Genomic DNA, 25,353 nt, shown 5'->3' on the forward strand with positions numbered 1-25,353 from the left:
GCCACGCCGGCCGGGGGCATCGAGAGGCGGCTCGATACGTGGTCGGGGCGCTGCCGTCGCCAGCGTACGGGGCGTAGACGATTATTTTCGACAACAGCAAGGGGACAGCATACACGGGCCCCGCCGCTGGACATAATCCCCGGTCGCGCAGGGTGTCTACGCCCCTGGCCGGGGCGATTTCGCCCGCGGCGCCCCCACGTGTACAGTGTCAGAGGTTCATCGAAGCCCAACTCAGGCACGATCCGTCCGGGCCGCGTGCAAGCGGTCCCGACCGGCGGAGACGACCTGAAGTTTCAACCCTGAGGGAATCGTATATGAAGAAGGACATCCACCCCGACTACCACATGGTGGTCTTCCGAGACGCGGGCACCGGTCACCAGTTCCTGACCCGCTCTACCGTCACCTCCGACCGCACCGTTGAGTGGGAGGACGGCAACGAGTACCCGCTCATCGTCGCCGACGTGACCGCTGAGTCCCACCCGTTCTGGACCGGTGCGCAGCGTCTCATGGACACCGCCGGCCGCGTCGAGAAGTTCCAGAAGCGTTTCGGCGGCATGGCCCGCCGCAAGAAGCGCACCACCAACAAGTAATAAAGAGGAGGGAAAGAGACCATGGCAACCCCGAAGTTCAGGAAGTCCCGCGCGAACACCCACATGCGTCGTTCGCAGTGGAAGGCCAACAACACCGCCCTCCAGGAGGTCCGCATCGACGGCCAGACGGTGCGCATCCCGCGCCGTCTGGTTAAGGCCGCCCAGCTCGGCCTCGTCGACGTCGAGGAGTTCTAGCTCCCCGCGTCACCGGACGCTTTCCGACGCCGCGCGCGCCTGACGACGCCGCGCCCGTCACCGCCGGCCCCGCCTGACGGCGTGGGCCGGTTTTTCACTGTCCGCTCCCTTTTGTTTGAGGTTGTTTCCTCAGGTGGCCCGCGACCGTCCCACGGCGTCCTCCGGGCGAACCGCTGGCCGGGTTCGGGACCCGCTCGCAGCGAACATACAGGCGGATGGGCCACAATGGTCGCCATGGAAAACTTCAATCCCCAGGATTCCCGTTACCCTTCCGCGCCGCAGCAGGGCAACGGACCGACGGCCGGGTGGGGCTCGCCGGAGCAGACGCAGGAGACCACGGCGCAGTTCCCCTCGGGGCAGGGGCCCGCTGAGGGCCTTTCGCAGGGCCGGCCGCAGGCCGGTCACGATCGGCCCCGACGCGTCGTCGGCGCCGGCGCGGCCACGACGATGTGCCTGGTCGCCGCGCTCGTCGGCGGCGGCGTGACCGGCGTCGTCGTCTCGCAGACCTCCGGCGGGCAGCAGACCGCCGTGAGCGCCCTGGACAAGGAGCCCACCTCCGCCGACTCCGGCACCGGCTCCGGCGAGGGCCAGGGCGGCACCACCGGCGAGACCACCGGTGTCGAGCGTGTCGCCGACGCCGTGCTGCCCTCGGTGGTCTCCATCCAGGTCGCCACCGCCCGCGGGGGCGGCGAGGGTTCCGGCTCGATCATCTCCTCCGACGGCCTGGTGCTCACCAACGCCCACGTCGCCGCACCCGCCGCCGAGCCGGGCGCCCAGATGCAGGTCACGCTCAACGACGGTCAGACGCACCCGGCCGAGCTCGTCGCCGCGGACACCGCCACGGACATCGCGGTGGTCAAGATCCAGGGCGTCGACGGGCTGCCGGTGATGGAGTTCGGCGACTCCAGCCGGCTCAAGGTCGGCCAGCCCGTCGTCGCCGTCGGCTCCCCGCTGGGGCTGTCCTCGACGGTGACCTCCGGCATCGTCTCCGCGCTCAACCGGCCGGTCCGCGCCTCCGCCGAGGGCGGCGAGTCCACCCTCATCGACGCCGTGCAGACCGACGCGGCGATCAACCCCGGCAACTCCGGCGGCCCGCTGGTCGACATGGACGGCCGGCTGATCGGCATGAACTCCGTGATCGCCTCGCTGTCCGCCGGAGGCTCCAGCGAGCAGTCCGGCTCCATCGGCCTGGGCTTCGCCATCCCCTCGAACTTCGCGCAGCGCGTGGCCAAGCAGCTGGTGGACACCGGTGAGGCCAAGCAGCCGATGCTCGGCCTGCAGGTCCGCGCGGACGACCGCGTCCAGGGCGCCGTGGTGGCCGCCGTGCCCGACGGCCCGGCCAAGGACGCCGGCATCGAGGAGGGCGACATCATCACCCAGGTCAACGGCCGCCACGTCGACTCGGCGGACGCGCTCATCGCCGCGGTGCGCACCCACGACTTCGGCGAGACGGTCACCCTTCAGGTCCGCTCCGCCGACGAGCGCGAGACGCACCCGGTCGAGGTCACCCTCACCAGCGAGTAGCGCGGGCGCACTGCGCGGAAGTGCTGAGCGGAAGTGCTGACAGCGCAGGCGAGATGCATTAGTCTGCGAAAAGACATCGAGGTCCCCGGACCGCGCCCGCGGCGGGCCGGGGTAGGACAGGACACGAGATGACGGACGGGCCCGAGACGGAGGCGGACGTGGCCGAGAACTTCGACCCGGTGGACGCGGTCGACCCGATCGACGAGGTCGACGAGATGGACCGGCACTTCACGGCCGCGCACGGCGACCTTGCGGACCTGGGCGACCCGGATCCGGACTACCTGCTGGCCACCGAGCGCGAGCAGCCGGTGCACGCCCAACGCAACGCGCTCGCGGTGATCGTCAGCGACCACCGCACCGAGGAGGTCGACGGCACCGGCTACCTGCTCACCGAGCTGCTCACCGAGGCCGGCTTCGCCGTCGACGGCGTGCTGCGCGTGGCCTCGAGCAAGTCGCAGATCCGGCAGGCCATCGAGACCGCCGTGGTCGGCGGCGTGGACCTGGTGGTCACCGTCGGCGGCACCGGGGTCAGCCCGCGCGACAAGACCCCCGAGGCCACCCGCGCCGTGCTCGACCAGGTGGTGCCGGGGGTCTCGCAGGCGCTGCGCTCCTCGGCGCTGCGCGGCGGGGCCATCGACGCCTGCACCTCGCGCGGCACCGCCGGCGTGTCGGGCCAGACCGTGGTGGTCAACCTCGCCGACTCCCGGGCCGCCGTCCGCGACGGCCTGGCCACGATCCCGCCGCTGGTGCACCACCTCATCGACGAGCTGCAGCGGGCGAGCATGGGCGACGTCGCGCCGCGCGACGAGGCGCACCGGTGACCGGGCGCGGGCGGCGCGCGCGACGTCAGCGCCGCGCGGTGCGCCGGCCCTCCACGGCGGAGAACATCGACCGGAGCGCAGACACGCCCCGCCACGGCTTCGGGCCGGGCGGGGCGTGGGATGAGTCAGCGGGGGGCGCGGACGCCGCACGCGAGGTCCTGCTGGACCCCGAGGCGGACGACGAGCCGCACGGGCTCGAGTTCTTCCTCGAGCAGCGGCCCCCGCACTACGGCGGTTAGTTGACGCCGGTGCCGCGCTGCTCCTTGAGCAGGTCGCGGATCTCGGAGAGCAGGTTGGCCTCGATGGAGGCCTCCTGGCCCTCTTCCTCCGCGACGCCCTTGCGGCGCGCCTGGAGCTCGTTGAGCTTGTTCATCGGGGCGATCAGGATGAAGTAGACCACCGCGGCGATGATCAGGAAGTTGATCGCGGCGGTGATCACGGCACCGAAGTCCAGGAAGGTGGCCTCGTTGCCGGGGATGATGCTGAAGCCCAGGCCGGAGACGTCCGGGCCGCCGCCGATGGAGGCGATCAGCGGGTTGATGATGTGCTCCGAGAACGCGGTGACGATGGCCGTGAACGCGGTGCCGATGACGACGGCGACCGCGAGCTCGATGACGTTGCCGCGCAGGATGAAGTCGCGGAATCCCTTGAGCATTAATGCCCTCCACAAATCGGGTGTCTGGTTTTGCCTACCGGATCTTAGTGCAGGGAATCTAGCCCGCGGAGGGAGCGTCATCCGGGCAAGGGGAGGGGGCGCCGCCCCGGCCGGCTCGTTCGCCGGTGAGTACCACGGTCAAGGGCCGCTCGAGTGCCGCCGAGGCGACCGCCGCGGCCTCCTCCGGCGGCAGGGCCACCAGCAGGGCCCCGGGCTCCTCGTCCTCGCCGCCGGTGAGCACCACCCGCGCCCCGCGGGCGATCTCGCGGGGGCCGTGCTCCTCTTCCTCCGCGGTCAGCACCGAGACCTCGTCGCCGTGGCGCAGCAGCCCGGCCACGCCCGGGTCCGCCAGGGCCAGCGGCACGAGGTGGCGCGGGCCACCGCCGAAGGAGGCCACGCCCGCCGGGCCGAGCAACTTGACCTCGGTGGCGGTCTCCCCGGCGCCGAGGGTGGTCACGGTGATCTCGCCGGCGGCCTCCTCGAGACCCTCCCGGCCGGTCAGCGCGCCCTCGGGCACCAGGTGCGGGGGAGTGGCGCGCAGCTCGAGGTCGCCCTCGGTGATCGTGGTGCCGGCCGGCACCCGGTGGGTGAAGACGACGACCTCGACGTCGGCCTCGCCGCCGCGGGCGAGGTGGGCGACGAGCGCGAATAAAACCAGCGTCGCCGCGGCGACGCGGCGCAGCAGCACGGCGCGCCGCCAGCCGGGGGTGCCCAGCGCGCGCAGGGCCGGGGGAAGGGGTCTCATACCCGGTTAGACCCGCGCACCCGCCCGCGCGGTTCCGTCACCGCCCCGCCGGCTCAGTGCGTGCGGAAGGTGCCCCGGTCCGTGACCACCACGTCGACGGCGGCGTCGTGCTCCTCGACGGGCACCTCGCGCACGTCCTCGTCGTAGACGATCGCGATCGTGCGCGGGCGCCGGCGGCCCTCCCGGGCGGCCAGCTCGTCGAGCTCGGCGAGCGTGCGGTCGTAGTAGCCGCCGCCCTGGCCCAGGCGCCGCCCGGAGCGGTCGACGGCCAGCGCCGGCACGATCACGGCGGCGCAGTCGAGCAGCGCGGCGGTGTCCCGGTACGGCCCGGGCGGCTCCTGGGTGCCCAGCGGACCGGGGGTCATGCGCGCCCGGCCGCGGAAGACGCCCCAGCTCAACCGCCCGTTCTTCCCGGAGACGGGGAGCACGACGCGCTCGGCCTCGCCCTGCAGGACGTCGACAAGCATGCGCCCGCCGGGCTCGGAGCCCACGGGGAAGTAGGCCGCCACGGCGGCCGGCGGGCGGTCCATCGCGCGCAGCTCGGCGGCGAGGTGGGCCAGCAGCGCGGCGTCGAGGTCGCTGCGGCGCTCCGGGCCGATCTCCCCACGCGCGGCGCGGATGCGTCGGCGCAGCTCACGTTTCTCGGCGTGCAGCGGGTTGTCCGTCATGGACTCCAAGTTAGTCGTGCCACCTGCCGCTGTGTCGCCGTCCCACCCGGGCCTGCGGTGGGTAGGCTGAAAGATTATGACTAGACCCATCGCGCAGCATCCCCATGCGGTCAAGACGGTCGTCGTACCGGCCGCGGGGCTGGGGACGAGGTTCCTGCCGGCCACCAAGACGGTGCCCAAGGAGCTGCTCCCCGTCGTCGACACCCCCGGCATCGAGCTGATCGCCGACGAGGCCGCCGCCCTCGGGGCCTCCCGTCTGGCTGTGATCACCGCACCGGGCAAGGCCGGGGTGCTCGCGCACTTCGACGCCGCCCCCGAGCTCGAGGAGGTCCTCGAGGCGCGCGGCAAAACCGAGCAGCTGGACAAGGTCCGCCACTCCTCGCACATCATCGAGGCCTGTCCCGTCACCCAGGACAAGCCGCTGGGCCTCGGCCACGCCGTCGGCCTGGCCGAGTCGGTGCTCGACGAGGATGAGGACGTCGTCGCCGTCATGCTCCCCGACGACCTGGTGCTGCCGGTCGGTGTGATGGAGGAGATGGCGAAGGTGCGCCGCGAGTTCGGCGGCTCCGTGCTCTGCGCCGTGTGCGTGCCGGACGACGAGGTCTCCAACTACGGCGTCTTCGACGTCGCCGAGGTCGACGGCCGCGAGGACGTGCGCCGCGTGGTCGGCATGGTGGAGAAGCCCGCCCGCGAGGACGCCCCCTCCAACCTGGTGGCCACCGGCCGCTACCTGCTCGACCGCGACATCTTCGACGCGCTGCACCGCATCACCCCGGGCAAGGGCGGCGAGCTGCAGCTGACCGACGCCATCGAGCTGCTCATCTCCGAGGGCCATCCGGTGCACGTCGTCGTGCACCGCGGCCACCGCCACGACCTGGGCAACCCGGGTGGATACATCCGCGCCTGCGTCGACTACGGGCTCTCGCACCCGACCTACGGGCCGGGCCTGCGCCGGGCGATCGACCAGATACTCGCCGAGCACGACGCCGCGGCGGCCGAGGCCGCCGACCGCGCGGGGGTCTAGACTCCGCAAGCGACAGCGCGCCCCCGCCACGGGGTCGCGCGGAAGGAGGAACGCGCCGTGCGATCCGTCGAGGAACAGCTGGAACTGGTCACCGACGCCGCGCTGACGCCGGAGCCGGTGCGCGTGTCGATCGTCGACTCCCTCGGGCTGATGTGCGCCGAGGAGGTCCAGGCGACCCACGAGCTGCCCGGCTTCGCGCAGGCCGCCGTGGACGGGTACGCCGTGCGCGCCGTCGACGTCGGCGGTGAGCGCGCCCTGTCCGGCCGTTCGCGCCCGACCCGCGAGGACGGCGAGGAGACCGGCCCGTCCCGCCTGACCCCGCTCGAGCAGTCGCTGCCCGTGGTCGGCGAGGTCGCCGCCGGCTCCCAGCAGCCCCTGCGCCTGCAGCCGCGCCAGGCCGTGCGCGTGCACACCGGTGCCGCGCTGCCCGCGCTTGCCGACGCCGTGCTGCCCCTCGCGTGGTCCGACCGTGGCCGTCGGCGCGTGGTCGCCGCCCGCGCCGTGCGCTCGGGCGACTTCGTGCGCCGTCCCGGCGACGACATCGGGCGCGGCGACGTCGCGGTGACCTCCGGTGCCGTACTGGGCCCCGCCCAGGTGGGCCTTCTGGCCGCCGCCGGGCGGGCCAACGTGCTCGTCTACCCACGGCCCAGGCTCTCCGTGATCTCGGTGGGCGCCGAGCTCGTCGACGTCAACCGCGAGCCCGGCCTCGGCCAGACCTATGACGTCGCCGGCTACGCGCTGGCCGCCGCGGCCAAGGAGGCCGGGGCGGACGTGCACCGCGTCGGCATCGCCGCCGGCGAGCCGCGCCGCCTGCGCGAGATCATCGAGTCGCAGCTGATGCGCTCGGAGATCCTCGTGATCACCGGCGCCGTCGGCGGCAGCGGGGCCCTGCGCGTCCAGGAGGTGCTCCGCGAGTTCGGCGACGTGGACACCACGCGCGTGGCCATGCACCCCGGCTCCGTGCAGGGCTTCGGCCTGCTCGGCGACGAGCGCACCCCGGTCTTCCTGACCCCCTCCAACCCGGTCAGCTCCTTAGTCATCTTCGAGGTGCTCGCCCGCCCGCTCATCCGCCTCTCGCTGGGCAAGCGCAACGCGAAGCGGCGCATCGTGCGCGCCCGCGCCCTCGGCAAGGTCGCCTCGCGCCCGGGGCGCACCGGCTTCATCCGTGCGCGCCTCATGCGCGACGCCCACACCGGCGACTACCTGGTGGAGGGCCTCGGCGGGGCCACCGGCGCCCCGGCGCACCTGCTGGCCGGCCTCGCCCAGGCCAACGCCATGATCCGGGTGCCGGCCGACGCCGCGGAGATCCGCCCCGGCGACGTCGTCGACGTCATCTTCCTCTCCCAGGCTGGCTGACCGCGGGTGATCGACCTCTTCGGGCTGCGGCGCGCGCGTCGGGCGCGTCCCGCCACCGGCGACCCGCACCCCGACCACCCCGGCTGGCCCGAGGTCACCGAGACGCTGCGGCTCACCGACGGCGGGCGGCTGCGCCTGCGCCCGATGACCAGCTCCGACGGCGACCCCTGGCGCGCGATGCGCATCGCCGACGAACGTTTCCTGCGCCCGGTCGAGCCGACCCTGCCCGGAGGCTGGGCCGAGAGCCACACCCCGGCGCGGTGGTGGGCGCACCTCATGGAGCTGCGCGCCGCGGCCAACGCGGGCACCGTCGTGCCGATGGCCATCGAGCTCGACGGCCGCTTCGTCGGCCAGGTCACCCTGGGCAACATCCAGCACGGGCCCGTCTCGGAGTGCTGGATCGGCTACTGGGTCCACTCCGCCTGCACGGGCCGTGGCGTGGCCACGGCCGCCTGCGCCCTGGGCACCGACCACGCTTTCCGACGCGTGCGGCTGCACCGCGTCACCGCCACCTTCCTGCCGGCCAACCCCGCCTCCGGGCGGGTGCTGCACCACAACGGCTTCCACGACGAGGGCGTGCTGCGCGGCAACCTGCACATCAACGGCCGCTGGCAGGACCACAACTTCGTCGCCCAGCTCGTCGGCGAGCACCGCGGCACCTGCGTCGAGCGGCTGCGCGCCGCGCGCCGGATCGCCTGACGCCCGGCGTGGCGGGCCGGGGCAGCGGTGCCCCACGGATACCCTGACAGTGAACAATTGTCCCCGTCGTCCTGAAAGGTGATGGTCGCGGCCATGTCCGGTGGAATTGTCCTGGTGCTCGTCATCGTCCTCTGGCTCTTCGTGCTCGCTCCGCTGTGGCTGCGCGGCCAGAAGCCGATCCGCAAGGCCGGCGAGGCCTTCGACGAGACCCGCGTGGTCTACGAGGGCGGCACCGAACTGCCGCGGGCCGCCCGCGGCCCCCGCGTCGGCGCCGCCGACGTGCGCGAGGCGCGCGGGGAGGACGAGGCGGACTACGAGATCGTCTCGGCCGACGCCGCGGACGAGGAGAACGTCGACGACGTGCTCATCGACGAGCGTGAGGAGAGGGACGACCACGCCGCCTCCGAGGAGGTCATCGATGGCGACGTCGTCCGCGAGCTCGAGGCCGGGGACACGGTCACCGAGCCCGTCGCCGAGGCCGACGACGAGGAGCTCCCGGAGGCGGAGCCGGCCCCCGGCGACGAGGACACCTACGAGCTGGCGGAGACTTTCACCTCCCCGGAGGACCTGCTCTACCCGGACGCCACCCGCCGCACCCGCGGCGAGGCGATCCGCGTCGTGCGCGACGACGAGGCCGCCGGGGACGCGGTGGACTCCGACTCTGACGCCGAGGCTGATTCTGACTCTGAGGTCGCAGCCACCGCCACCGCTACCACCGCCACCGCCGAGGACACCGACCACGTCGAGGACGAGTCGAGCCTCGCCGACGCCGCGGAGGAGCTGACCGAGGAGGAGCTCGAGTTCGCCGCCAGCCGGCGTGGCCGCGGCGGCTGGGACCCCGAGGCCGACGAGCGTTACAGCCTGGACCGCTACCAGCGTCGCCGCCGCACCCTCTACGCCCTGGCCGGCGTCGTCGTGGCCACCCTGATCCTCGGTGTCATCGCCGGCGGCTGGGCCTGGCTGGCCCCGGTGCTCGCAGTGGCACTCACGGCCGCCTACCTGGTCGCCCTGCGCAGCCAGGTGCGCCAGGAGCAGGCGCTGCGTGCCCGCCGCATCCGCCAGCTGCGCCGTGCCCGCCTCGGCGTGCGCCACCGCGACGACGAGGCGCTGGCCATCCCGCGCGCACTGCGTCGCCCGGGCGCGATCGTCGTGGAGCTCGACGACGAGAGCCCGGACTTCTCCACCCTGCGCACCGTCGAGTCGCCCTTCGGCCACGGCGGTGACGACGAGCCGCGCGCCGGCTCCTACCGCGACCGCGTCGCGGGCTGAGCGGGCTCAAAAATCCCCTCACCTGCCGGTTAGGTGTTTGAGACACCGCCGACTATGGTGTTGGGGGTACCCAGCACTGGGGCTATAGCTCAGTTGGTAGAGCGTCGCGTTCGCAATGCGAAGGTCAGGGGTTCGATTCCCCTTAGCTCCACAGAAAGACAAGGCTTCGGCCGGAGAGTGATTCTCCGCCGGAGCCTTTTCGCTTGCCTGGCTCCCCTGGTCCCGCTTCTTCCCGTCCCCTCACCACCCGCGCAAGCCCGAACCGCGTTACTGTGTGGGCACCAAGCACGGAGAGGAAGCACGTGAGCGAGTTCTACTACAATGACCCCTTCAACGGCGGCAAGCGCCGCATCGAGGCCGCCGAGGGCAGCCGCTACGTCGTCGTGCGGCAGCGCACCGGCGGCCCGCTCGAGGCCCTGGAGTGCTTCGCGGACCACGACGCCGCCCGCGAGCTCGTCGTCGGCGAGCTCGAGCGCGCCGCGCGTAACGTCGACAAGCTCGGCTACGGCGAGGACGTGCGGGTCACCCACATGAACCTCAAGCCGATGCCCGTCTTCGACGCCTGACTAACGCTTCTTGAGCCGGTAGTAGACCTGCCGGCGGTGCCGGGCGATGACGGTGCCGGACTCGTCGACGGCCTCGGCCTCGAACCAGTGCAGGTACTTCGAGCCGTCCGCCGTCTTCTCCCGGATGACCTTCAGGTCCTCCTCGGTGACCTCGACGACGACGCGGATGCGCCCGTGGCCGGGCTTGAGGAACTGCACCTCGGCGGCGGTGTCCCAGACGTAGTAGCCGCCGCCGAGCTGCATCATCGAGCTGAGCATGAAGAACGGGTCGATCATCGACATCAGCGTGCCGCCGAATGCCGTCTTGACCGCGTTGCGCGTCAGGAAGTTCGGGCGGTGCTCGATGACGAAGCGCGAGCCGTCCTCGGCGGCCTCGGCCACCTTCACCCCGGCGCCCAGGAAGGGCGGCCAGAGCCACATGAAGCGGCGCAGGGCCGTCGCGTTGAAGATCTTCTTGTTTCAGGGCCACCGGGTGGGCTCCAATCCGGGTCGGGGCAGTGACGTCCGCTACAGATTTAGCACGCCCGCCGGCCTAGCGGGGCCAGATTCCGGAGCAGCCCCTTCGGTGCGAGTCCATCAGGTGGGTGTCGACGACGCCGACGGCCTCCATCAGCGCGAACATCGTCGTCGGCCCGACGAAGCGGAAGCCCGCCTTCTTCAGGTCGCGCGCCAGCGCCTCGGACTCGGGGGAGACCGTGGGCACCTCCGACATCGTGCGCGGCTCCGGGGTGCGCTCCGGCCGGTGCGACCAGACCAGGTCCACCAGGCCGCCGTGGGCGCGCAGCGCCACGGTGGCCCGGGCGTTGCCCACCGCCGCGTCGATCTTTGCCGCATTGCGGATCAGCGCGGCGTCGGAAAGCAACTGCTGTCTGTCGCTCTCGTCGAAGGCGGCGACGACGTCGGGGACGAAGCCGGCGAAGGCCTCCCGAAACGCCGGGCGCTTGCGCAGCACCGTCGCCCAGGACAGGCCCGCCTGGAAGCCCTCGAGCACGATGCGCTCGAAGAGCCCCGTCTCGTCGCGCACGGGCACGCCCCACTCGGTGTCGTAGTACTCGCGCAGCAGGGGGTCGCTCGCCGCCCACGGCGGGCGGCGCAGGCCGTCGTCGCACAGCATGGTGCCGTCGTTCTCAGAATCTCTCATGTCAGGTATGACTCCCGGAGACCAGTCTACGGTTCCACGGAAGGTACCCTGGGCGTCATGGACAGGCCCGCGGTGAGAGACGCCATGCTGCTCATTCTGCGCGTCGTGCTCGGCGTCGTCTTCGTCGCCCACGGCTGGCGCATCCTGCTCATCGACGGGATCGCGGAGACGACCGGCCAGTTCAGCGCCTGGGGCGTGCCCCAGCCCGCGCTCTCGGCCTGGGTCGCCGCGCTCGGCCAGCTGCTCTGCGGCGCGCTGCTGTGCGTCGGCCTGCTGACCACGGCAGTGGCGGGGGTGCTCGCCGTCTTCGTCGCCGCCGCGGCCTACCTGGTGCACCTGGACCACGGGCTGTTCAACGTCGACGGCGGGCTCGAGTACCCGCTCGTGCTCATCGCCGCGCTGCTGGTCATCGTCGTCTTCGGCACCGGGCGCGCGAGCGTCGACGGGGTGTTGTCGCGATGATCGGCCACGAGGACATCCAGGACGAGCTCTCCGCGCGCCTCGACGGCGAGCCCGGGCGGCTGCCCGACGACGTCGTCGAGGCCCACCTGGCCGCCTGCGAGCGCTGCCGCGCCTTCTACGAGCGTGCCCGTTCCCTGAAGGACATGCTCGGCGCCGAGGAGCCCCACGATGCCGAGCCGCAGGCCGTCGCGCCGGACCTGACCGCCGAGATCCTCGCCGAGGTTGAGACCGAGTGGCGCCGTGCGGCCGGCACCCGCCAGGCGCTCCTGGCCACCTGCCGGGTCGTGCTGGTCGTCGCCGGGCTGCTCTTCGCCGTCTGGGCGGTGATGACGGTGGCCGCCAGCGGCGGGCTGACCGCCACCGACGCCGAGGCCGGGGTGCTCGCGCCGGACGCCCAGCCGGAGCTCGCGGCGATGCTCGGTCAGGCCGCCGCGGTGCGCCTGGCCACGGCCATCACCCTCTTCTTCGGTGCCTGGCGCCCGCGGATCCTGCCCGGCTTCCTGGTCTTTTTGTGCGCGTGCACCATGTTCAACCTGGGCTTCGCCATGCGCGACCTGGTCCTCGACCTCGCCGGTACCGTCCAGGTCGCAGGCCTCGTGCTCTACGCCGTGACCACCGTGGTCGCCGCCGTCGCCTGCTGGCTGTCCTGGGACGCCGGGCGCGCCGGCGGCTGGCGCATGCTCGGCGCCGGGCCCTCGGAGCTCGGCTGACTCAGTGGCCGGTGCCGCCGCTGCCGCCGCGGCTCAGTGCCAGCTCGGCAGCCACATGATCTGCTGGTACCAGAACTCGGGGATGAGCGTGCCGTAGAGGATCGGCCCGAAGTAGATGAACATCGCGACCACCAGGCCGAGGTAGCAGACCACGGCGAAGGTGCCCGTGCGCAGCGGCCGGCCCGCCAGCGCGGTGACGGCCCGCGAGTGCAGCGGGCGCCCGGCGCCGACGAGCCCCGCGGCCGCCAGCGCGATGAGCAGGACGATGAAGGGCGCCAGCGGCTCGGCGTAGAAGAAGTACATCTGGCGGTCGTAGGTGGCCAGCCATGGCAGAAAGCCCGCGGCGAAGCCGATCAGCGGCACCGCGAAGCGCGCGTCGCGGCGCACCAGAAGGCACCACAGACCCCACAGCAGCGCCGGGACGGTCAGCCACCAGATCGCCGGGGTGCCGAAGAGGAAGATCATCCGCCGGCACTCGCCGGCCGCGCAGTCCACCCCGTCCGCGGACAGGTAGAGGATGGGGCGGCCCGAGGCCAGCCAGGACCACGGCTTGGAGTCCCACGGGTGCGAGTGGCCCGAGGAGGTGGTCAGGCTGGCGTGGAAGTCCAGCACCGAGCGGTGGTAGTACAGCCATCCGGCCAGCCCGTCCGGCAGGAGGTTGAGCAGCGAGTCCGGCTCGATGCTGCCGTCCTCCGCCGCGTGCCGGTAGACCGAGGTCTCCGAGGCGAACCAGGCCCGCCAGGACCAGACGTAGACCAGCAACGGCACCAGAACCAGGGACGCCAGGGCAGGCGCGGCGTCGCGAAGCAACGCGCCCCACCAGGGGCTGCGCACGCCGTAGCGGCGGCGCAGCAGCGCGTCGGCGCCCACGGAGGCCAGCCCGAAGAAGGCGATGTAGTAGAGGCCGGACCACTTCACTCCGCACGCCAGGCCCAGCAGCACGCCGGCGGTGAAGCGCCACCAGCGGAAGCCCATCCGCGGCCCGAGCCTCCCGCCCGCCAGCGGAACGGCCGCCCACGCCGCGTGCAGGCGGGCGTGGACCTGCTTGTGGTCGTTGACCAGTGCCCAGGCGGCCAGCACGATGAAGAGGACCTGGAAGATGTCGAGCATGCCGAAGCGGGAGCCGACCAGCAGCACGCCGTCGAAGACGGCCAGCACACCCGCGATCAGCGCCACCCGCCGACTCGCGCTGAGCTGGCGGGCCAGGCCCATCGTCGCGAGCACCACGCCGACGCCGAAGGCCGCGCCGACCACGCGCCAGCCCCACGGCGAGTAGCCGAAGACGTGCTCGCCGAGCGCGATGAGCTGCTTGGCCACCGGCGGGTGCACCACGAGCCCGAAGCCCGGGTTCGACTCGATGCCGCCCGTGATCGGAGTGTCCCCGGAGAGCACCATGTCCCAGGCCTGGGGCACGTAGTGCTTCTCGTCGAAGACGGGCGTGCCCGAGGACGTCGAGCCGCCGAGGCCGACGAAGCGGGTCAGCGCCGCCAGCAGGCCGACGACGAGGAAGGACAGGGTGTCCGCGCGGCCCCAGGGCAGGGTCGCGGGCGGGCGCGGTGCGGGTCGCGCCACGCGGAGGGGGCGGTGGCTCGCGGTGGTGGTCACCCGGCTGATTGTAGGCCCGGAGGGCCTGTGGGATGCTGGCAGGCATGGACGAGCGTCAGGAAGAGTCAGGCGCCCCGGCACTGCCCCGGGGCGTGATCGTGGCGGCCACGCCGCTGGGCAACATCGACGACGCCTCCCCGCGCCTGCGCGCCGCGCTCGCGGGCGCCGACGTCGTCGCCGCCGAGGACACCCGGCGCACCCGGGCCCTGGCCGCGGCGCTGGGCGTGGAGATCCGCGGGCGCGTGGTCTCCAACTTCGACCACAACGAGGCGCACCGGGCGGAGACGCTTCTCGACGCCGCGCGCCACGGCACCGTGCTCGTGGTCACCGACGCCGGCATGCCCGTCGTCTCCGACCCGGGTCTCACCCTCGTCGACGCCGCGCTCGACGCCGGCGTGTCCGTGACCTGCTTCCCGGGACCGTCGGCCGTGCCCACGGCGCTGGCGCTCTCGGGGCTGTCGGTCGGCCGCTTCATCTTCGACGGCTTCGCGCCCCGCAAGTCCGGCCGGCGCCGCAGCTGGCTGGAGTCGCTGAAGGGGGAGCGGCGTGCGGTCTGCTTCTTCGAGTCCCCGCACCGGCTCGCCGAGACGCTTCACGACGCCGCGCAGGTGCTCGGCGCGCAGCGGCGCGCCGTGGTGTGCCGCGAGCTGACCAAGACCCACGAGGAGGTCGTGCGCGGCACCCTCGGCGAGCTGGCGGAGCGTGCCGACGCCGGCGTGCTCGGCGAGGTCACCGTGGTGCTCGACGGCTCCGACGGGGAGGAGGCGGACGTCGCCGGGCTCGTCGACGCGGTGCTCGAGCGGGTCTCCGCCGGCGAGCGGCTCAAGGCCGTGTGCAAGGACGTCGCCGGGGCCGCCGGGGTCTCCTCGCGCGAGCTCTACGAGGCCGCTCTCGCCGCCCGCGGCTGAGATGGTCATGACAACTTCCGGTTAGCCAGCGGGACTTTCTCCGCGTACCCTGAAAAGACGGTGCAGAAAAAGTAATCAATCTGACAGGGAAGGACGTCATGACCGATCGAGAAAGAGAGACAGCGGCTTCCGCGCCGGCTCCCGACCCCGATGAGGCGGTCGTGGCCCGGCAGGTCCCCGAGGAATACGAGACCGTCGCCGAGCAGATGGACAAGCGCTCCGCGACCGCGCAGCTCGACGACATGCTGCACTCCCGCGAGGCGATCGAGGCCGAGCTCGCCAACCCGGAGAAGGTCGAGCTCGCCGCCGAGAGCGACTCGAACCGCATCAACTGGGTCGTCGTCGGCATCGCCGGCGCGATCGTCCTGGCCACCGTGCTGTGGGGCCTGCTCGGCGCCGACAGCTTCGCCGACTTCGCGGCCTCCGCGCTCGACGTCGTCGTCAACAACCTGGGCTGGGCCTTCGTGCTCTTCGGCACCGTCTTCGTCGTCTTCGTCATCGTCATCGCGCTCAGCCACTTCGGCACGATCCGGCTGGGGCAGGTGAACGAGGAACCGGAGTTCAACAGGGTCTCCTGGATCGCGATGATGTTCGCCGCCGGCATGGGCATCGGCCTGATGTTCTACGGCGCCAGCGAGCCGCTGAACTTCTACCGCGACGGTGTGCCCGGCCGCGGCACCGAGGACGTCTCCGCGTCCATGGCCTCCGCGATGTTCCACTGGACCCTGCACCCCTGGGCGATCTACGCGATCGTCGGCCTGGCCATCGCCTACTCCACGTTCCGCATCGGCCGTAAGCAGCTGATCTCCTCGGCTTTCGTGCCGCTGATCGGCGAGAAGAACGCCAACGGCTGGGTCGGCCAGCTCATCGACATCCTGGCCATCTTCGCCACCGTCTTCGGCACCGCCTGCTCCCTGGGCCTGGGCGCCCTGCAGATCGGCGCCGGCCTGACCGCCGCCGGCTTCGTGGACTCCGTGGGCAACCAGCTCATCGTCGGCATCGTCGCCGTGCTGACCCTGGCCTTCCTGCTGTCCGCCATGTCGGGCGTGGGCAAGGGCATCCAGTACCTGTCCAACACGAACATGGTACTGGCCGCCATCCTGGCCATCTTCGTCTTCGTCGTCGGCCCGACCCTGGCCGTGCTCAACCTGATCCCGGGCACCGTCGGCGCCTACCTGGCGGACTTCTTCGACATGGCCTCGCGCACCGCGACCAACTCCGACGGCGAGTGGCTGTCGAGCTGGACCATCTTCTACTGGTCCTGGTGGATCTCCTGGTCGCCGTTCGTCGGCATGTTCCTGGCCCGCATCTCGCGTGGCCGCACCATCCGCGAGTTCTGCCTCGGCGTGCTCTTCGTGCCCGCCGGCGTCTCCATTATCTGGTTCGCCATCTTCGGCGGCACCGCGATCACCATGGAGCGCGAGGGTGAGTCCATCTGGGGCGACGGCAGCGCCGAGACCCAGCTGTTCAACCTGCTGCACAACCTGCCCGCCGGTGAGATCGTCGGCGTGGTCGCCGTGATCCTGCTGGGCACCTTCTTCATCACCTCGGCAGACTCGGCCTCCACGGTGATGGGCTCGATGTCCATGTTCGGCCGCTCCGACGCCAACCCCTGGGTCTCCGCCTGCTGGGGCCTGGCCACCGCCCTGATCGGCATGACCCTGCTCGTCTCCGGCGGCGATGACGCTCTGAACAACGTCCAGAACGTCACCATCGTCGCGGCCGCGCCCTTCCTGGTGATCATCATCCTGCTGATGTTCGCCATCGTGAAGGACCTGAGCAGCGACGTCATCTACCGCGACTACGTTGAGGACGCGGACTTCAGCCGCCGCCTGTCCCGCGAGCGTCGCATCCGCGCCGCCCAGCTGCGCGCGCGGACGCTGACCGAGCGCTACTCCGAGCGCACCGGCCGCCCCCGCGGCACGGCCGCCCGCACCACGGAGGACTAGACCCCTCCCCGGTGCGCCGGGCCGGGCGCCCAGTAGAGTGTCACCCATGAACGACACTGTGCTTGTCTCGGTTGCCTGGCCCTACGCCAACGGCCCGCGCCACATCGGTCACGTGGCCGGCTTCGGCGTCCCCTCGGACGTCTTCGCCCGCTACCAGCGAATGCGTGGCGCGGACGTGCTGATGATCTCCGGCACCGACGAGCACGGAACCCCGCTGCTCGTCCAGGCCGACAAGGAGGGCGTCAGCGTCCAGGAGCTGGCGGACCGCTACAACCGCCAGATCGTCGAGGACCTCGCGGGCCTCGGCCTCTCCTACGACCTGTTCACCCGCACCAGCACCCGCAACCACTACGCGGTGGTCCAGGAGCTCTTCCGCGGCCTGCTGGACAACGGGTACATGATCCGCCAGAAGACCCTCGGCGCCGTCTCGCCGTCGACCGGGCGCACCCTGCCGGACCGCTACATCGAGGGCACCTGCCCGATCTGCGGCGCCGACGGCGCCCGCGGCGACCAGTGCGACAACTGCGGCAACCAGCTCGACCCCGTGGACCTGATCAAGCCGGTGAGCAAGATCAACGGCGAGGCCCCGGAGTTCGTCGAGACCGAGCACTTCCTGCTCGACCTGCCCGCGCTGGCCGGCGCCCTGGAGAAGTGGCTCAAGACCCGCGACTCCTGGCGCCCCAACGTGCTGAAGTTCTCGCTGAACCTCCTCGGCGACCTGCACCCGCGCGCGATGACCCGCGACATCGACTGGGGCATCCCGGTACCGGTCGAGGGCTGGCAGGACAACAACGCCAAGAAGCTCTACGTCTGGTTCGACGCCGTCGTCGGCTACCTCTCCGCCTCCATCGAGTGGGCCTGGCGCAGCGGTGACCCGGAGGCCTGGAAGAAGTGGTGGCAGGACCCGGAGGCCACCAGCTACTACTTCATGGGCAAGGACAACATCACCTTCCACTCCCAGATCTGGCCCGGCGAGCTCCTCGGCTACGCCGGCAAGGGCGACAAGGGCGGCGAGGTCCACCGCTACGGCGAGCTGAACCTGCCCACCGAGGTCGTCTCCTCCGAGTTCCTGACGATGTCCGGCTCGAAGTTCTCCTCCTCGAAGGGCGTGGTCATCTACGTCAAGGACTTCCTGCGGGAGTTCGGCCCGGACCCGCTGCGCTACTTCATCGCGGTGGCCGGCCCGGAGAACAACGACACCGACTTCACCTGGGACGAGTTCGTCCGCCGCATCAACAACGAGCTGGCCAACGGCTGGGGTAACCTGGTCAACCGCACCGTGTCGATGGCGCACAAGAACTTCGGCCAGGTGCCCGCCCCGGCCGCGCTCGAGCCCGCCGACGAGGAGATCCTCGGCCTGGCCGAGCGCACCTTCGACGAGGCCGGCGAGCTGCTCGCCCAGTCGAAGTTCAAGGCCGCCATCACCGCCGTGATGCACGTCGTCGGCGAGGCCAACGCCTACATCGCCGACCAGGAGCCCTGGAAGCTGGCCAAGGGCGAGTCCGCCCGCGAGCGCCTGGCCACCGTGCTGTGGACCGCGCTGCAGGTCGTCAGCGACTGCAACACGATGCTCACCCCGTTCCTGCCGCACACCGCCCAGGCCGTCCACGAGACCCTCGGCCGCTCCGGCGTGTGGACCGCGGAGCCGCGCGTCGAGGAGGTCACCGACGACATGCCGGTCGACCTCGTCGGCGTCGGCCTGCCCGAGGAGGGGCGCACCTACCCGGTGATCATGGGCGACTACGCCGACGAGCAGGCCCGCTGGGCCCGCGTCGACGTCGAGCCGGGCACCCCGCTGGCCAAGCCGAAGCCCCTGATCGCCAAGCTCGCCCCCGAGCTCGCCGAGACCGGACCTGAATGGGCTCCCGTCATCGAGTAGGGCGCGTCACCGCCGCGCTGGCCTTCGTCGCGATCTTCCTCGCGGCGCTCAACCTGCGCGCCGGCATCGCCTCCGTCGGACCCGTCCTCGCCGACGTCCTCGCCTGGTACTCCGCCGGCGGGGCCCTGGCGGGCCTGGTCACGGCCATGCCCTGCTTCTTCTTCGGGGTGATGGGCCTGGCCGCCGTGCCGCTGGCCCGCCGCGTCGGGCTCTCCCGTGCGCTGCTCGGCGGCATGGTGCTGACCACGGTCGGGCTCGGGGTGCGCCCCTGGGTCGGCTCGGTGTGGGCCTTCCTCGTGCTCACCGCCTGCGTGGTGGCGGGCATCGCGCTGTCCAACGTGCTCATCCCCGCCTGGGTCAAGACCCACGGCGGGCGCAACATGGTCACGCTGATGACCGTCAACTCCTCGGTGCTCGGCCTCTCCGGCGCGCTCGGCCCGCTCTCCGCGGGCCTGGCCCACGAGCCCGGCGGCTGGCGCCACGCCCTGTTCATCTGGGTGTGGCTCTCGGTCGCACAGGTCCTCGCCTGGGTGATCGTCGCCTGGCGCACCGGCTACGACTTCCCGCGCAGCGGCGCCCGCGGTGCCGGCCCGGCCGTCCCGCTGCGCCGCTCGCCGACGGCCGTCGCACTCACCGCCTACTTCGGGCTGCAGTCCCTCCAGGCCTACACGCAGATGGGCTGGTTGCCGCAGATCCTCATCGACTCCGGCCAGTCCCGGGGGATCGGTTCGCTGGCGCTGTCGATCACCCTCGTGCTCGGCATCCTCGGCGGCCTGGTCATGCCCGCCGCCCTCGCCCGCGCCGAGTCGCCGCAGGTCTACCCGGTCCTCTTCGCCGCGCTGACCGCGCTCGGCTGGGTCGGCGTGCTCCTCGCCCCGTCCTGGTCGGTCCTCTGGGCCTTCGTCCTCGGCGTCGGCGGCTGGTCGTTCCCCACGGCGCTCAACCTCATCGTCGTGCGCGCCCGCGACCCCGAGGTCGCCGCCCGCCTGTCCGGCTTCGTCCAGCCGGTCGGCTACTTCCTGGCCATGCTCGCCCCGCTGGCCGTCGGCTTCGTCTACCGCCCGGAGATGGACTGGACCGTCGTCATCCTGGTCCTCGCCGGCCTCGCCGTGGCCAAGGGCGTGGTCGGCCGCCGCGCCGCCCGCCCGGTGCTCGTCGACGACGAACTCGCCGTCACGCGCCCCTGTTAGGTTGGCGGACATGGACACCCGTACCTCCCGGGCCGCCGCCGAGGAGCTGCTGCGCGGCATCGCCGGCCCCGACGCCCGCCTGCGCGACGACCAGTGGCGCGCGATCGACGCCCTCGTCAACGAGCACCGCCGCATGCTCGTCGTCCAGCGCACCGGCTGGGGCAAGTCCGCGGTCTACTTCATCGCCGCCAAGCTGCTGCGCGCCGCAGGCCGCGGCCCGACGCTGATCATCTCCCCGCTGCTCGCCCTCATGCGCAACCAGGTCGCCGCCGCCTCGGGCGCGGGCATCCGCGCCGAGACCCTCAACAGCTCGAACATGACCCGCTGGGACGCCGTCGAGGCCGCCATCGCCGCCGACGACGTCGACGTCCTGCTCATCTCGCCCGAGCGCCTGAACAACCCCTCCTTCCGCGACGAGGTCCTGCCGCATCTGGCCGCCGGGGTGGGCATGGTCGTCGTCGACGAGGCGCACTGCATATCCGACTGGGGCCACGACTTCCGCCCCGACTACCGCCGCATCCGCGACCTGCTCGCCGGCCTGCAGGCCGAGGTCCCCGTGCTGGCCACCACGGCCACCGCCAACGACCGCGTGGTCGCCGACGTCCAGGCCCAGCTCGGCGCCGACACCGGCGTGCTGCGCGGCGGGCTGGACCGCGAGTCGCTCTCACTGTCTGTGCTGCGCCTTAAGGACACCACCGAGCGCGCCGCCTGGCTGGCCGCCCACCTCGGCGAGCTGCCGGGCTCCGGCATCGTCTACTGCCTGACCGTCGCCGCCGCCGAGGACCTCGCCGGGGCGCTGGAGGCCGCCGGCTGGGACGTCGCCGCCTACACCGGCCGCACCCAGGTCGAGGAGCGCGAGCGCCTCGAGCACGCCCTGCTCGACAACGAGGTCAAGGCCCTGGTGGCCACCTCCGCGCTCGGCATGGGCTTCGACAAACCGGACCTTGGCTTCGTCGTTCACCTCGGCGCGCCGTCCTCGCCCGTGGCCTACTACCAGCAGGTAGGCCGAGCCGGCCGCGGCACCGAGCACGCCGAGGTCCTGCTGCTGCCCGGCGCCGAGGACGCCGGCATCTGGGCCTACTTCGCCTCAGTGTCCTTCCCGGACGAGGCCACCGTCCGCGAGCTCCTCGGTGTCCTCGAGGCCGTGGGCACGCTCTCGACGGCCAAGCTCGAAACCCGCGTCGACCTCTCGCGCTCCCGTCTCGAGCAGACCCTCAAGGTCCTCGACGTCGACGGTGCGGTGCGCCGCGTGCGCGGCGGCTGGGAGCCCACCGGGCAGCCCTGGACCTACGACGCCGAGCGCTACCACGGCCTGACGGTCGCCCGCCGCGCCGAGCAGCGCGCCATGGTCGACTACGAGACCACCGACGGCTGCCGCATGCTCTTCCTGCGCCGGCAGCTCGACGACCCGCTCGTCGACGCGGCCACGCCCGGCTGCGGTCGCTGCGACAACTGCACCGGCCGGCACTGGTCGCCCGAGATCGACGCCGAGGTCTCCACCACCGTCGGCGCGCGCCTCGCCGCACCCGGGGTGCGCGTCGCGCGGCGTCGGCAATGGCCCACCGGCATCGCCGTGCGCGGAAAGATCGCCGGAATTGGCGACGGTCGCGCGTTGGGACGCCTCAACGACATCGCGCGCGGGCCCGCGCTGAAAGAGCTTCTCGACGCCGCGTCGTGGCGCCCGGGTGCGAACTGGCGCGCGGACGAGTGGTTGCGGCGCCTGGTCGCCGTGCTCGCGGACTGGGACTGGGAGCGTAGGCCGGTCAGCGTCGTCGCGCTCGGCTCGACCGATCCGGTGCGCACGGAGATGGTGCTCGCCGCCGCCCGCGCGCTCGCCGAGGTCGGGCAGATGAGCTTCGAGGGGCTGCTGCCCGTGCGCGAGGGGCGCGGCGAGGTCGCCGCACAGAACTCCGCCTACCGCGTCACCGCGCTGCTCGACCACTTCGACATCCAGGCGTGGTCCGCCGCCGGGCTCGTCGAGGGGCCGATCCTGCTGGTCACCGACCTCATAGACACCGGCTGGTCGGTCACCGTCGCCGGCTGGCGCCTGCACGAGGCCACCGGCGCCGAGGTGCTCCCGCTCGCCCTCGCGCTCAGGGGCTGACCGGCAGCACCGCCGCCGTGCGCGCCGGGAACCCCGAGGCCACCTCGGGCACCGGCCAGGTCGCCACGATCACCGCGCCCGTCGGTGGGACCCGCCGGAGGTCCTTCATCGACTCGATCATCCAGCCGTCGTGTTCGAGCCACCACCGCTGCGCGCGCAGGTCACCGGCCGAGACCCGCACGCCCGGGTCGGCGTCGCAGGTCTCGTGGCCGACGGCGACCACCCCGCGCGCGGCGAGCGCCTCAAGCGCCGAGACACCCCAGCCGGGGGAGTGGAAGACGCCCGCGGTGTCCGGGTTGTGCATCGCGTCGCCGGGCTCGTTCCAACGCCGCGACCACCCGGTGGCCAGCGCGACGAAGCTGCCCTCCGGGATGCGGCCGTGCTCCGCCTCGAAGGCGGTGATGTGCGCGGCGGTGACTTCGAGGTCCACGTCGCGCTGCGCGACGTCGGCAAGCGGGAGGACGACCAGGGGCAGTACGGTGTCACGAACCGGCAGTTCGGCGAGCGTGCGGCCGCCGGCGGCGAAGTGCGCGGGTGCGTCGACGTGCGTGCCCCACTGGCCGATCAGCCCGAAGCGCTGCACCCACGCGCCGTCGGCGACGGTGCTGACGGTCTCGACCGTCTCGTCGGGGTCGCCGGGGAAGCTCGGCTGGCCGGGTGCGAAGCGGTGGGTCAGGTCCACCCAGCGCGCGGCGCGCAGCCGGCGGGCGACCTCCCACAGGTTCCCGCCCACCGGGTCCCCGCCGCTCACCGGGCCCCCGGGCGGGTCGGCTCGGCGGCGGCCGCGAACATCGCGCGGGCGAGCGCGGCGTCGGTGCGCCCCGTGGTCAGGTGGTCGACCAGCAGGAACACCGAGTCCCAGCGGTGGTAGAGCCACGCGCGGTCGAGGATGCCGGGGTCGGCGGGGCCGGTGTAGCGGGCGAGGACGCGGTCGGCGAGGTCGTCGGCGACGTCGGTCAGGTTGGCGAAGTCGACGGCCGGGTCGCCGACGTTCATGTCCGAGAGGTCGATGACCCCGACGCGGTCGTCGTCGACGAGCACGTGGCCGACGGCCAGGTCACCGTGGACGGGGCGGGTGGCGCGCGCTGGGTCGAGCAGGCTGCGTGCGTCGGTGAGGATGCCGCGGGCGACGTCGAGTTCGGCCGGGTCCAGCGCGTCGGGCAGCGCCTCGGCGGCGCGGGCGTCGAGGAGGTCCATCTTCGCCGGCAGGCTGCGCGGGTGGTCATTGGGCCGGCCGTCGCGGAACCAGGGCACCACGCCCTCGGCGGGCTCGGCGGTGTGCAGAACGGTGAGGAAGTCGGCGAGCTGGGCGACGACGCGCTCGCGCCGGTCCCCGGGCAGGTTCGCCCAGAGCTGTGCGTCCAGCGGGACGCCGGGTACGCGCCGCTGGAGGGTGAGCCGACCGTCGGCGGTGGTGCGCAGCGGGCGGGGCAGGGCGACGGTGGTGCGGTCGGCCAGTTGGTCGACGACGCGCGCCTCGACGCGGGCCTGCTCCCGGTAGGTGTCGGTGAGCGGGCGGCGGGCGACGACGGAGTCGAAGACGACGACCGCGTGGTCGAGTCCCTGCTGCGGTACGATCACCGTGCCGAGGTCCCCGAGACCGGGCCAGGTCTCGGCGACCATCTTGACGAGTCGATCCGGATCCATGGTTCCGCAATTCTAGTTGCGGGGCTCAGCGCTCCCGTCGTCCGTCTCTGCCTGGGTGTTCTCGGGTTCGGGTTCGGGCTCCGGCTCCGGCTCGGGTTCGGGTTCCGGGGGCTCGCCGGTCTCGAGGCGCTCGATGAGGTCCGGGTCCGTGATCGCGGGGAACTCGGTGGTCTGCGGCCACAGGGACTGGTGGGGGACGGTGAACTCGCCGGTCGGTGTGGGCTCCTCGCCCGGCCCGGGCTGCGCCTCGAAACTGCCGGTCGCGTCGATCACGGGCTCCGCGACGGTCCCGTCCTGCCCGGGCTGCACTGGCTGGCCCGGCGCCGGTTGCGCGGGCATGGCACCCGTCGTCGGCGCGGCCGTCGCGGCGGTGACGGGGTCGGTGGTCGGGTTGACGGGCTCGCCGGGCACCCAGCCCATGCCGCGCAGGCGGCGCAGGGTGCGCGGGCGTGCCCAGGACAGGCGCGGCCGCGGCACGGAGAGCGTCTGCGGTTCGGGCAGGGTCCAGCGGCGCCAGCGCGAGAGCACGCCGAGCACCGGGCAGAGCACGATGCACATCGGCATGGCGATCGTCGGCTGGTCGAGCACCCCGATCACGGTCGCAGCGAGCGCAGAGCTCAGGATCGCGATGGTCGCGTAGAGGACACTGCCGCCGAAGATCGACGGGATGCGGTTGAGCAGCACGTCGCGGAGCATGCCGCCGCCGACGGCGGTGACCACGCCCATCGCGACGGCCGGCAGCCAGCCGAGCCCGAGGCTCAGCGCCTTGGTGACGCCGGTGGCGGTCCAGCAGCCCATGCCGAAGAAGTCGATGAGCACGAGCGCGCGGTTGGTCCACTTGCCCGAGAGGTCGATGAAGAACGCGACGGCCGCGGCGATCAGCGCGCCGAGGAGGTAGGCCCGGTCGGTCAGCATGACGGGGAAGCCGTGCCCCAGGAGCACGTCACGGATCATGCCGCCGCCCATGCCGGTCACGACGGCGAGCAGGATGAATCCGATCATGTCGAAGCGGAACGCGCGGGCGGCGACACCGCCGAGCAGCCCGTTGGCCACCACGCCCGCGACGTCGACTAACCGGAACAACGAATCCGAGTCAAACTCCACGGCTACCATCCTAGCGGTCGCAAATGCGCTGTACACAGGGGTCCTTTACCCCTCCTTTCGCACCGCTTGCCGACGTCCCTTCGGTCGCCGTCGGCGGCCGACCCCACGGTTGCGCGGTGCTTCCCCTCAGCCGGCCACAGGCGCCGCCGGGCAGGGGCCCTTGGAACGGGATCGGCTCAGAACGGCACCGGGGCTGCCGGGTCGTAACCGATCTCCTCGTTATAGGCCGCCCGATTCGCCTCACCCCGGGCCCTCGCCCGCTCCTCGGCCTCCCGGCGATGCTCCGAGACCGTCATCGCAAGACGCGCACCACCCGGAGTCAGAGGACCGTCCGGGACGCTTACCTGGAAGATGTTGTTCGGCAGCAACCAGATCGTCATGCCCGACACCGGATCATGGAGGTATTTCACCTGCCCGTCGGTCTTCAGGTTGTGCCAGTACTGGGAGACCCGCGAGGCGTTATCCAACGCGGTGGGCCCACCCTGCCCATGAGGGATGCGGTGCTCGAACTGGGTGGCAGGCGTCTTCGTCGTCGACGACGG

General features: G+C 72.2%; 26 protein-coding genes, 1 tRNA gene and 1 pseudogene. 18 read left to right on the plus strand and 10 right to left on the minus strand.

Going from position 1 to position 25,353, the window contains the following annotated elements; translation table 11 throughout:
* Positions 1-314: 314 nt before the first annotated feature.
* The 5 genes from QQA02_RS07325 (at position 315) to QQA02_RS07345 (ending at position 3,369) form a co-directional block, all read left to right on the plus strand.
* Positions 315-590, plus strand: coding sequence for a type B 50S ribosomal protein L31 (locus QQA02_RS07325; RefSeq protein ID WP_284774921.1), 276 nt, complete (start codon positions 315-317; stop codon positions 588-590).
* Between the two features lie 21 nt (positions 591-611).
* Entirely contained in the window at positions 612-785 is a 174-nt protein-coding gene (gene rpmF / locus QQA02_RS07330) for a 50S ribosomal protein L32 (RefSeq protein ID WP_075663482.1), read from the plus strand.
* Positions 786-1,019: 234 nt separating this feature from the next.
* Positions 1,020-2,309: a S1C family serine protease gene (locus tag QQA02_RS07335; protein ID WP_284863891.1), complete on the plus strand. Its 1,290-nt coding sequence runs from the start codon at positions 1,020-1,022 to the stop codon at positions 2,307-2,309.
* Positions 2,310-2,524: 215 nt separating this feature from the next.
* Entirely contained in the window at positions 2,525-3,130 is a 606-nt protein-coding gene (locus tag QQA02_RS07340; RefSeq protein WP_284775011.1) for a MogA/MoaB family molybdenum cofactor biosynthesis protein, read from the plus strand.
* Positions 3,127-3,369, plus strand: a complete 243-nt coding sequence (locus QQA02_RS07345) for a hypothetical protein (RefSeq protein WP_284863893.1) — start codon at positions 3,127-3,129, stop codon at positions 3,367-3,369. The genes QQA02_RS07340 and QQA02_RS07345 overlap by 4 nt, the downstream gene beginning before the upstream one ends.
* On the opposite strand, the gene mscL is transcribed toward QQA02_RS07345, so the two are convergent.
* Genes mscL through QQA02_RS07360 form a run of 3 tightly spaced genes read right to left on the minus strand, consistent with a single transcriptional unit; the run spans position 3,366 to position 5,198 of the window.
* Positions 3,366-3,785 (minus strand): large conductance mechanosensitive channel protein MscL, encoded by a 420-nt coding sequence (gene mscL, locus QQA02_RS07350; protein WP_284774915.1) that lies wholly within the window; start codon positions 3,783-3,785, stop codon positions 3,366-3,368. The two genes, QQA02_RS07345 and mscL, sit on opposite strands and share 4 nt — an antisense overlap.
* Before the next feature lie 58 nt (positions 3,786-3,843).
* On the minus strand, positions 3,844-4,530 hold the full coding sequence (locus tag QQA02_RS07355; protein ID WP_284863894.1) for an SAF domain-containing protein: 687 nt from the start codon (positions 4,528-4,530) through the stop codon (positions 3,844-3,846).
* Between the two features lie 53 nt (positions 4,531-4,583).
* Positions 4,584-5,198: a 5-formyltetrahydrofolate cyclo-ligase gene (locus QQA02_RS07360; RefSeq protein WP_284774912.1), complete on the minus strand. Its 615-nt coding sequence runs from the start codon at positions 5,196-5,198 to the stop codon at positions 4,584-4,586.
* A 76-nt stretch (positions 5,199-5,274) separates the two neighbouring features.
* Between QQA02_RS07360 and QQA02_RS07365 the strand changes: the two genes are divergently transcribed.
* From QQA02_RS07365 to QQA02_RS07390, 6 genes are all read left to right on the plus strand, one after another.
* Positions 5,275-6,222 carry a UTP--glucose-1-phosphate uridylyltransferase gene (locus QQA02_RS07365; RefSeq protein ID WP_284863896.1) on the plus strand — a complete coding sequence of 316 codons (948 nt, stop codon included), beginning with the start codon at positions 5,275-5,277 and terminating at the stop codon, positions 6,220-6,222.
* A gap of 57 nt (positions 6,223-6,279) precedes the next feature.
* The gene (gene glp / locus QQA02_RS07370; protein ID WP_284863898.1) at positions 6,280-7,578 is read left to right on the plus strand and encodes a molybdotransferase-like divisome protein Glp; all 1,299 of its coding nucleotides are present in this window, start codon (positions 6,280-6,282) and stop codon (positions 7,576-7,578) included.
* Between the two features lie 6 nt (positions 7,579-7,584).
* A complete protein-coding gene (locus QQA02_RS07375) occupies positions 7,585-8,277 on the plus strand; it encodes a GNAT family N-acetyltransferase (RefSeq protein WP_284863900.1) in 693 nt (230 codons plus the stop codon).
* 93 nt (positions 8,278-8,370) lie between these two features.
* Entirely contained in the window at positions 8,371-9,546 is a 1,176-nt protein-coding gene (gene sepX, locus QQA02_RS07380; protein ID WP_284774906.1) for a divisome protein SepX/GlpR, read from the plus strand.
* 78 nt (positions 9,547-9,624) lie between these two features.
* A tRNA-Ala gene (locus QQA02_RS07385) sits at positions 9,625-9,697 on the plus strand.
* Between the two features lie 151 nt (positions 9,698-9,848).
* Positions 9,849-10,112 carry a hypothetical protein gene (locus QQA02_RS07390; RefSeq protein WP_284774904.1) on the plus strand — a complete coding sequence of 88 codons (264 nt, stop codon included), beginning with the start codon at positions 9,849-9,851 and terminating at the stop codon, positions 10,110-10,112.
* On the opposite strand, the gene QQA02_RS07395 is transcribed toward QQA02_RS07390, so the two are convergent.
* Entirely contained in the window at positions 10,113-10,532 is a 420-nt protein-coding gene (locus QQA02_RS07395) for a DUF4442 domain-containing protein (RefSeq protein ID WP_284863902.1), read from the minus strand.
* A 112-nt stretch (positions 10,533-10,644) separates the two neighbouring features.
* Complete coding sequence (locus QQA02_RS07400; protein ID WP_284774901.1) at positions 10,645-11,253, minus strand: DNA-3-methyladenine glycosylase I; 609 nt, start codon at positions 11,251-11,253, stop codon at positions 10,645-10,647.
* A gap of 57 nt (positions 11,254-11,310) precedes the next feature.
* Here QQA02_RS07400 and QQA02_RS07405 point away from each other — a divergent pair, with 57 nt between their 5' ends.
* Together QQA02_RS07405 and QQA02_RS07410 are read left to right on the plus strand one after the other, a co-directional pair.
* A complete protein-coding gene (locus QQA02_RS07405) occupies positions 11,311-11,715 on the plus strand; it encodes a DoxX family protein (RefSeq protein ID WP_284774899.1) in 405 nt (134 codons plus the stop codon).
* Positions 11,712-12,425: a zf-HC2 domain-containing protein gene (locus QQA02_RS07410; protein WP_284774897.1), complete on the plus strand. Its 714-nt coding sequence runs from the start codon at positions 11,712-11,714 to the stop codon at positions 12,423-12,425. The genes QQA02_RS07405 and QQA02_RS07410 overlap by 4 nt, the downstream gene beginning before the upstream one ends.
* A 33-nt stretch (positions 12,426-12,458) precedes the next feature.
* Here the strand turns inward: QQA02_RS07410 and pmt are convergent, their stop codons facing one another.
* Positions 12,459-14,030: a protein O-mannosyltransferase gene (gene pmt, locus QQA02_RS07415; RefSeq protein ID WP_423777774.1), complete on the minus strand. Its 1,572-nt coding sequence runs from the start codon at positions 14,028-14,030 to the stop codon at positions 12,459-12,461.
* A 44-nt stretch (positions 14,031-14,074) separates the two neighbouring features.
* On the opposite strand from pmt, the gene rsmI reads away from it, so the two are divergent.
* From rsmI to QQA02_RS07440, 5 genes are all read left to right on the plus strand, one after another.
* On the plus strand, positions 14,075-14,938 hold the full coding sequence (gene rsmI / locus QQA02_RS07420) for a 16S rRNA (cytidine(1402)-2'-O)-methyltransferase (protein ID WP_284863905.1): 864 nt from the start codon (positions 14,075-14,077) through the stop codon (positions 14,936-14,938).
* Positions 14,939-15,144: 206 nt separating this feature from the next.
* Entirely contained in the window at positions 15,145-16,887 is a 1,743-nt protein-coding gene (locus tag QQA02_RS07425) for a BCCT family transporter (protein WP_284863920.1), read from the plus strand.
* Positions 16,888-16,933: 46 nt separating this feature from the next.
* Complete coding sequence (metG, locus tag QQA02_RS07430; protein WP_284863907.1) at positions 16,934-18,766, plus strand: methionine--tRNA ligase; 1,833 nt, start codon at positions 16,934-16,936, stop codon at positions 18,764-18,766.
* Entirely contained in the window at positions 18,745-19,956 is a 1,212-nt protein-coding gene (locus QQA02_RS07435) for an MFS transporter (RefSeq protein ID WP_284863909.1), read from the plus strand. Before metG ends, QQA02_RS07435 begins: the two co-directional genes overlap by 22 nt.
* Positions 19,957-19,966: 10 nt before the next feature.
* Positions 19,967-22,060: a RecQ family ATP-dependent DNA helicase gene (locus tag QQA02_RS07440; protein ID WP_284863911.1), complete on the plus strand. Its 2,094-nt coding sequence runs from the start codon at positions 19,967-19,969 to the stop codon at positions 22,058-22,060.
* On the opposite strand, the gene QQA02_RS07445 is transcribed toward QQA02_RS07440, so the two are convergent.
* From QQA02_RS07445 to QQA02_RS07460, 4 genes and pseudogenes are all read right to left on the minus strand, one after another.
* Positions 22,050-22,793 carry a cyclase family protein gene (locus tag QQA02_RS07445; protein ID WP_284863913.1) on the minus strand — a complete coding sequence of 248 codons (744 nt, stop codon included), beginning with the start codon at positions 22,791-22,793 and terminating at the stop codon, positions 22,050-22,052. The genes QQA02_RS07440 and QQA02_RS07445 overlap by 11 nt on opposite strands.
* Before the next feature lie 14 nt (positions 22,794-22,807).
* Positions 22,808-23,707, minus strand: coding sequence for a phosphotransferase family protein (locus tag QQA02_RS07450; protein ID WP_284863914.1), 900 nt, complete (start codon positions 23,705-23,707; stop codon positions 22,808-22,810).
* A gap of 12 nt (positions 23,708-23,719) precedes the next feature.
* Positions 23,720-24,811 carry a trimeric intracellular cation channel family protein gene (locus QQA02_RS07455; protein WP_284863916.1) on the minus strand — a complete coding sequence of 364 codons (1,092 nt, stop codon included), beginning with the start codon at positions 24,809-24,811 and terminating at the stop codon, positions 23,720-23,722.
* Positions 24,812-24,987: 176 nt separating this feature from the next.
* A pseudogene (locus QQA02_RS07460) lies at positions 24,988-25,353 on the minus strand (hypothetical protein); the annotation flags it as partial.

Origin of the sequence: Corynebacterium sp. MSK006 (genome assembly GCF_030232385.1) — a bacterium.
Lineage (GTDB): Bacteria > Actinomycetota > Actinomycetes > Mycobacteriales > Mycobacteriaceae > Corynebacterium > Corynebacterium frankenforstense_A.

Excerpts from the sequence above, each read along its gene's own strand:
- QQA02_RS07335 (WP_284863891.1), top strand. The coding sequence starts at position 1,020 with ATGGAAAACTTCAATCCCCAGGATTCCCGTTACCCTTCCGCGCCGCAG.
- QQA02_RS07340 (WP_284775011.1), top strand. The coding sequence starts at position 2,525 with ATGGACCGGCACTTCACGGCCGCGCACGGCGACCTTGCGGACCTGGGC.
- QQA02_RS07425 (WP_284863920.1), top strand. The coding sequence starts at position 15,145 with ATGGACAAGCGCTCCGCGACCGCGCAGCTCGACGACATGCTGCACTCC.
- QQA02_RS07440 (WP_284863911.1), top strand. The coding sequence starts at position 19,967 with ATGGACACCCGTACCTCCCGGGCCGCCGCCGAGGAGCTGCTGCGCGGC.
- mscL (WP_284774915.1), bottom strand. The coding sequence starts at position 3,785 with ATGCTCAAGGGATTCCGCGACTTCATCCTGCGCGGCAACGTCATCGAG.
- QQA02_RS07410 (WP_284774897.1), top strand. The coding sequence starts at position 11,712 with ATGATCGGCCACGAGGACATCCAGGACGAGCTCTCCGCGCGCCTCGAC.
- rsmI (WP_284863905.1), top strand. The coding sequence starts at position 14,075 with ATGGACGAGCGTCAGGAAGAGTCAGGCGCCCCGGCACTGCCCCGGGGC.
- QQA02_RS07435 (WP_284863909.1), top strand. The coding sequence starts at position 18,745 with ATGGGCTCCCGTCATCGAGTAGGGCGCGTCACCGCCGCGCTGGCCTTC.
- QQA02_RS07325 (WP_284774921.1), top strand. The coding sequence starts at position 315 with ATGAAGAAGGACATCCACCCCGACTACCACATGGTGGTCTTCCGAGAC.
- QQA02_RS07365 (WP_284863896.1), top strand. The coding sequence starts at position 5,275 with ATGACTAGACCCATCGCGCAGCATCCCCATGCGGTCAAGACGGTCGTC.
- QQA02_RS07395 (WP_284863902.1), bottom strand. The coding sequence starts at position 10,532 with ATGTGGCTCTGGCCGCCCTTCCTGGGCGCCGGGGTGAAGGTGGCCGAG.
- metG (WP_284863907.1), top strand. The coding sequence starts at position 16,934 with ATGAACGACACTGTGCTTGTCTCGGTTGCCTGGCCCTACGCCAACGGC.
- QQA02_RS07360 (WP_284774912.1), bottom strand. The coding sequence starts at position 5,198 with ATGACGGACAACCCGCTGCACGCCGAGAAACGTGAGCTGCGCCGACGC.
- rpmF (WP_075663482.1), top strand. The coding sequence starts at position 612 with ATGGCAACCCCGAAGTTCAGGAAGTCCCGCGCGAACACCCACATGCGT.
- QQA02_RS07400 (WP_284774901.1), bottom strand. The coding sequence starts at position 11,253 with ATGAGAGATTCTGAGAACGACGGCACCATGCTGTGCGACGACGGCCTG.
- sepX (WP_284774906.1), top strand. The coding sequence starts at position 8,371 with ATGTCCGGTGGAATTGTCCTGGTGCTCGTCATCGTCCTCTGGCTCTTC.
- QQA02_RS07355 (WP_284863894.1), bottom strand. The coding sequence starts at position 4,530 with ATGAGACCCCTTCCCCCGGCCCTGCGCGCGCTGGGCACCCCCGGCTGG.
- QQA02_RS07405 (WP_284774899.1), top strand. The coding sequence starts at position 11,311 with ATGGACAGGCCCGCGGTGAGAGACGCCATGCTGCTCATTCTGCGCGTC.
- QQA02_RS07450 (WP_284863914.1), bottom strand. The coding sequence starts at position 23,707 with ATGGATCCGGATCGACTCGTCAAGATGGTCGCCGAGACCTGGCCCGGT.